The sequence below is a fragment of the Calditrichota bacterium genome, from assembly GCA_014359355.1.
In the GTDB taxonomy this organism is placed as follows: Bacteria; Zhuqueibacterota; Zhuqueibacteria; order JANLFK01; family Oleimicrobiaceae; genus Oleimicrobium.
Map to the genome: position 1 here is coordinate 1 of JACIZP010000339.1, position 5,828 is coordinate 5,828.

The 5,828-nt window shown below is 59.3% G+C and carries 3 protein-coding genes; 1 reads left to right on the plus strand and 2 read right to left on the minus strand.

The window, feature by feature from the left end:
• Window positions 1-127: 127 nt before the first annotated feature.
• Together H5U38_14295 and H5U38_14300 are read right to left on the minus strand one after the other, a co-directional pair.
• Window positions 128-1,624 (minus strand): insulinase family protein, encoded by a 1,497-nt coding sequence (locus H5U38_14295; GenBank protein MBC7188190.1) that lies wholly within the window; start codon window positions 1,622-1,624, stop codon window positions 128-130.
• Window position 1,625: 1 nt separating this feature from the next.
• Window positions 1,626-2,960 (minus strand): insulinase family protein, encoded by a 1,335-nt coding sequence (locus tag H5U38_14300; GenBank protein MBC7188191.1) that lies wholly within the window; start codon window positions 2,958-2,960, stop codon window positions 1,626-1,628.
• Window positions 2,961-3,122: 162 nt separating this feature from the next.
• Between H5U38_14300 and H5U38_14305 the strand changes: the two genes are divergently transcribed.
• Window positions 3,123-5,828: metallophosphoesterase (locus tag H5U38_14305; protein MBC7188192.1), on the plus strand; the 2,706-nt coding region annotated here is incomplete at its 3' end.

A 5,828-nucleotide genomic window follows, 5' to 3' on the forward strand; every position in this document is an offset into this window, starting at 1 on the left:
GCGCAGCATCGTTCGATGCCTCTGAGTAGGCAACTTGCCTGGTGTTCTCCGCACAAGCCTCATCCTGTCTCACCGCCGAGGTCTCTGCGAGAGCAAGGCTTCAACGTGCCGTTAAGCGACTGTCTTCTTAGCGCACGAACATCTCTTCCACTTTCACCACTTGGATATTCTCAGGCCGCACCGGCAAGCGATAGACAGCGATCTCTTTATCCTCTTCGAGCACTGCCTTGGGCTTGGGCGTGGCATACTTCATGGGGCTTGGTGCATTTGCTACCAGCGCCTTCTTGAGGGCCTCGGCGTCCTTGGTCACCATGACGATCTTCATGTTTTGATACTGCAAGTGCCGCCGCGCCGCCGCGTTCACCTCCGGAAGTGTTAGCTCGTCAATGTGCTTGGGGAACTCGTTCAGGAAATTCTCGTCAAGCCCATAGAACACGTCGTCCAAAGCATAGCCGAGACGCTCCATCGTCGTCGGCGCAAAGTGGAGATAGTACTTCTTCAAGAACTGCGCTGTCAGCTCGAATGCTTCTTGGCTCAAGCCGTTGTCCACCAGCTTCTGCAGTTCGCGCACCGCGGCGCGCAGCGCAAAGTGACGTGCCTCGTTGCGCACCGGGCGGATCCAAACCTGGAAGAGCTGCTTACGGCGCGCGACGTTGCTGGGCGGAAACTGCAGGCGGCTACCGCGAGGGAAGGCCTCGATATAGGAATAATCGCCATAGTTCATCCCCCGCGCCTCGCGGATGACCTGGTAGAGGTGACTGCTGGAGTTGCGGTGCTCACCAAGCCATGAGTTGACCAGCCAGAGGGCATGGAAGTCCGATGCGCCACGCACAATATCGAGCGGAAAGCCGAAGCTGATGGCGGTCGACTCGGTATCCTTCTCGATCAGGAGCACCTGCAACCCTTCGATGGGTGCTGGCTCAGGGGGAGCGGGCTGCTCCGGGACGCCGGACGGTAGCCGTGCCAAATCGCGGCACAATCGGTCCACGAACTGCTTGTCAAATGAGCCGCCGATTCCGACTACCACATTATCCTTCGTGTAGTATTTCCGATAGAAGGCGCGCACATCGTCCAGGGTGATGCTCTTTACCGACTCGATGAGTCCGGCGACCGGATGGGCATAGGGTGTTCCGGCAAAGATGAACTGGCTCAGCGCCTCTTTTCCCAGTTCCTCATCATCCTGGTAGCGCAAGGTGCGCTCCAGATAGTTGAGCTGCTGGCTCTTGAGCCGGGCAAAGTCATCTTCGCGGAAGGCAGGTTCCAGCACCGCCTGCACAAAGAGCTTATAGTAGGCCTCGAGATTGTCTTTGTGCACCCTGCCCATGATGATGGTCATCTCTTTGTCCACCTGCGCCGAGTAACCAGCGGCCATGGGGTAGAGCTTCTCGAGGATCTGTTCATAGCTATTCTTCTTGGTGGAGGCATCGGCTATCATCTGCGCCGTGAGCGCAGCCAGCCCCTCTTTGCCCGAGGGATCGTTCTGCGAGCCGACCTTGAACCAGAGTCTGAGGGAAATGGTTGGGTCACTTGCCACCGGCAGGGTGACTACTTCCAGCTTCTTTTCGGAACCACAGGCGACCAGCAACATGAGCAGTGCCAACGCTGGTAACGCGATCGCTTTCATCCTACTCTCCTCCCGTAACTGTGACCACTGTGCGTTTGTCGCTCACCAGGTACTTCCTGGCCACGCGTTGGATGTCCGCCGGCGTGACGCGCTCGAAGGTCGCAAAGAGCTGGTCCACGCAGTCGATGCCACCTGTCATCGCGGCGAAGCGGGCCAGGTTGCCCGCCACCTTGTCAGGCGTGTCCAGGTTCATGAGGAAGCTGTACATGGTATTCTTGCGCTGCGTGTCAAGTTTTTCCTGGGTCACCGCTTTTTCCTGGAAGGCGGCGATGGCGGCAAAGATTTCGTCGCGAACATTCTCGACGTCATTCTCATCCTTCACCATCGTGTAGATGACGAAGAGCTTCGGGTCGCGATTGGCAGAAAAGTCCGCGCTGATGAATTCGACCCTCTGCTGCTGAATCACCAGCTTCTTGTAGATGTCGCTCGTCTGGCCGAACGCAAGGTCGCCCAGGAGATAGCATGCGGCCACGTCCACATCGGTGGGTGAGAAAGCCAGCCCCTTGTAGGCCACAGTCAGAATGGGCAGGGTCTTGCCCTTGTAGGTGACATGAGCCACGCGCTCGCCCATCTGTTCCGGCTCGGGCGCGATTTGGGGAGGCACATAGCCCTTTTGCCATTGGCCGTAGTATTTCTTGACCAAGGAGATAGTGGCATCGGGCTCGACGTCTCCCACAATCATCAGCACTATGTTCTCAGGGCGGTAGTAGCGTTGAAAGAAGCTCTTGCTGTACTCGTACATCGTGGGCATGGCTTCGATGTCCTCACGGAACCCGATAGTCGTGTGGCGATAGGTGTGGGCGGTAAAAGCAGTTGCCAAGAGTTTCTCCTCCAACACCATCCATGGGCTCGCCAGGCTCTTCAGGTATTCGCCATGTACAGCGCCCGCCTCGGTCTTGAAAGCGAGCTCGTCGTAGAAGAGGTTCTGGAAACGGTCGCTCTCCAGTTCCATGACCTTTTCCAGGTCGGACTTGGCCAAACCGATGTGGTAGCAGGTGTAGTCGTCAGTCGTGTAGGCATTGGCGTCTGCCCCCATCTCGGTCATAAGGCGATCGTACACGCTGCCCGGGTACTTCTTAGTACCTCGGAACATCATATGCTCAAAAAAATGGGCAAATCCCGTGTGACCCGGCTCCCACTCGTCCCTGCTGCCCGTGCGCACCACGGTGTAGTAGGAGACCAGGCCCGGGCTTTCCATGGGGATGACGATGACAGTCAGGCCGTTGTCTAGCACCTCCGCGCGGTAGGGATAGGGGAAGATACCGGAGTGGGCTGTGCCCTGTGCCACGAAAGCCAAAAGCGAGCAGAGCGCCATGCACATCGCTGGTCCTTTCATCGTTCCTTTCTACCTCCAATTTGGTTTGAGATGCGCTTTCGGTTGGGCAATTTAGCAAATCCATTGAGAAATGCAAGCTGTTTGTTGCAGGAGGCAGGGTCCACAGGCGAGAGTGACCGGTGCCCGGAAGGCTGTCCGCAAATTGGAGAAATGGGGCGTAAATTGAAAACACAAGCGGTTGAGTTCACCCCTGGCGTGGTGATGCAAACCGAAGGTTGGGCAGGAAATCTGTTGAGCAAGCGCTGGTTCGGCATTCTCGTCTCTGCTGCAGTTCTCCTCTCGGGCGCCGCGAGCCGGGCCGCAGACCCGGTGTCGATTGTCCAGTACCCGCTGATGAATCGCCCGGCATTCGTGCTCCCCGGTGGGCAGTTCACCATCCTTTGCAGAGTCTCCAGCTCCACAGGAGGCTGGCAGGCCTCGCTCTCCATGCCCTACGCCGAGGTGCCGCTGCAGCTCTCCGTGGGTGGCTATGGCGAAGGCCTGCGAACGCTCACCGCCACAGTGCCGTCCTCTGCCCCGTTTGAGCTTTACGACCTTCGCATCACAGGCAGCGGTGGGGTGAGCGATGTGGTGCGGCACTGCGTGCGCGTCATTCCCGCCTATCGTGATACTTTCACCTTTGTCCACCTGCCGGATTGCCATCTCCCCTCGGTGGCCTGGATCGGTTTCTACGACGACCGTAATACGGTGCCGGAGCTGAGCCAGATACTGCAGGAACTTGCCTACCTCAACCCCGAGTTCGTGCTCCAGACCGGGGACCTGGTCGATAACGGCCAGCTCGACGAGCAATACCGCATCGCGCAGGAGCTTCTGGAGCAGAGCCAGGTGCCATTCTTCCTCACTGGTGGCAATCACGATCTGTGGTACGACGGGCATGACCTTTGGCGCCGCTATTTCGGCGCGGCCATGGACTACACGTTCCTGTACGGCAATGTGCGCTTTGTGGGGCTGGAGATGTACGACATTCCTACCCCTACTTTCACCGCCTCGCAGATGAGGTGGCTGCGTGATGTCCTGGACGAGTCCATCGCGGCCAGAGAGGCCGCACGTGTCATTTTCGCCCACTACGACCAATCGGGGCAGCTCACGAGTGACTTTGTCGACCAATACCTGGTCGACGCCGTCATCTACGGGCACACGCACGTCAACAACGTCAGGAGCGTGGGCACGCGCCAGGCCCTCATGCTGAACACCTCCTTTACCATGAACGACAACGGAGAGTACCGGCTGATCAAAGTGCGGGATGGAAAGATCGTCGACTTTCCGGTGCTCAAGTTCCGGCGTCTCTGGGTCAACACATACCCTGCGCAGGACGGGAGTTCATGGAAGGCGGGGGCGTTCATCCGCAACGATAACGATGTGGACCTCCAGGGTATGCTCGTCAAGCTCCACGTGCGGCGGGATGCCGGCCCGTTTGTCGTGGCCGGGGGTACGGTGCTGCAGGCCATTGACTATGGCGCGAACCAGCGGGTCTATTACGTGCGCACCGATGTCGCCCGGCGTACTCAGACCGTGGTAACGGTGACTGGCCAAACCACCGGCAACGAGCCGCCGATAATCGCTTCCTACACCCCGCGCTTTGATACCACGGTGGTGGCGGGGCAGACGGTTCCGCTCCGGGTGCAGGTGCAGGATGAGGCTCCGGGGTCGCTCGCCTTCACCTGGCGGACAAACGGGACGGTACTGTCCGGCCAAAAGGGCGCTTCGTTTAACTTTGCGGTGCCGCTGGACTTTTCCGGTACTGTGGATGTTGAAGTCGAGGTCAGCGACGGCTCTCTGCGCGACACGCACACCTGGCGGCTCTATGTGGAGCCGGCAGTGGCCCGACCCACGCTCCTCACCTCTACCCGGAACTTCTTTCCCTATGACCGGGAGGTGGTGCTCAGCTGGCAGGAGCCCTTTCCCGGTCAAGGAGTGTTCGAATACGGGAGGTCGCCGGGTGCCTACACAGGCTCGATCGCCGAACAGGGGAGTAGCAACCAGGTGCGGTTTGTGCCGCGCGACCTGGGCATGGGGTTAGGGGTGTATTTCTGCCGCATCCGCCTTAACACTTTGGCTAGTGACGAATTCACCCTGGTTGTCGAGGCGCCGAGCGCGCCGCGCATGATTTCTCCCCTGGGTGCGGTGAGGACTCTTTCCCCCACCTTCCAGTGGGAGCCGGTGGAGGGTGTCCCCTACTATCTGGTCATCATGACCGACCAGAAGATCAGCATTGTTCAGGATCCGGTGACTGGTGACTATTCCATTGAGGGGGCAAACCCGCTGTGGGCCGTGTTGACTTCCGAGCATGTGGTCCCGTACGGCGCGCCAGATCCCAGCGGGACTTTCACCTCGGCTCCGGCACCGCTGGCCCCAGGAGGCGAGTACTGGTGGGTGGTGCTGAACTGCTATGGCCCAACACCGGAGTTGAGCTCCACCGTGCAATCGGGAGTCGGCTCATTCCGCATAGATCTGCCTTTGCCCAACGTGCGGGCGCCGGCTCTGCTATCTCCGGCGGACAATGCTTCTCTTGCCGGGCCGTCCATCTTGTTCAGGTGGGAGGCTGTGCCCAATGCGGTCGTCTACCATTTCTACCCGTTCAAGATCGAAGTGGAAGCGGGCGTGCAGGTGGTTCGGCCGATCTGGGAGTCGGTAGTTGCGACCACCAATACGGCGCTGGACCTTCCTGCCGATCGTCTTCTTGTTAAGGGAGACTACTTGTGGAAAGTGGCCGCAGTTGCCGCCAACGGTGTGGAGGTAGCCAGTTTGCCGCGCGCGTTCCTCTATGATGCGCCAGCTGCCAACGAGAACCTCCTGACGCTGGAAGCCCGCGGTACCGAAGCGCCTGACGATGATTTCCCCCTGCCCCGGACGACAGTGACTTATGAC

What these genes read in the sequence shown, in the direction of transcription:
- H5U38_14295 (MBC7188190.1), bottom strand. Translation starts at nt 1,624, where the DNA reads ATGAAAGCGATCGCGTTACCAGCGTTGGCACTGCTCATGTTGCTGGTC.
- H5U38_14300 (MBC7188191.1), bottom strand. Translation starts at nt 2,960, where the DNA reads ATGAAAGGACCAGCGATGTGCATGGCGCTCTGCTCGCTTTTGGCTTTC.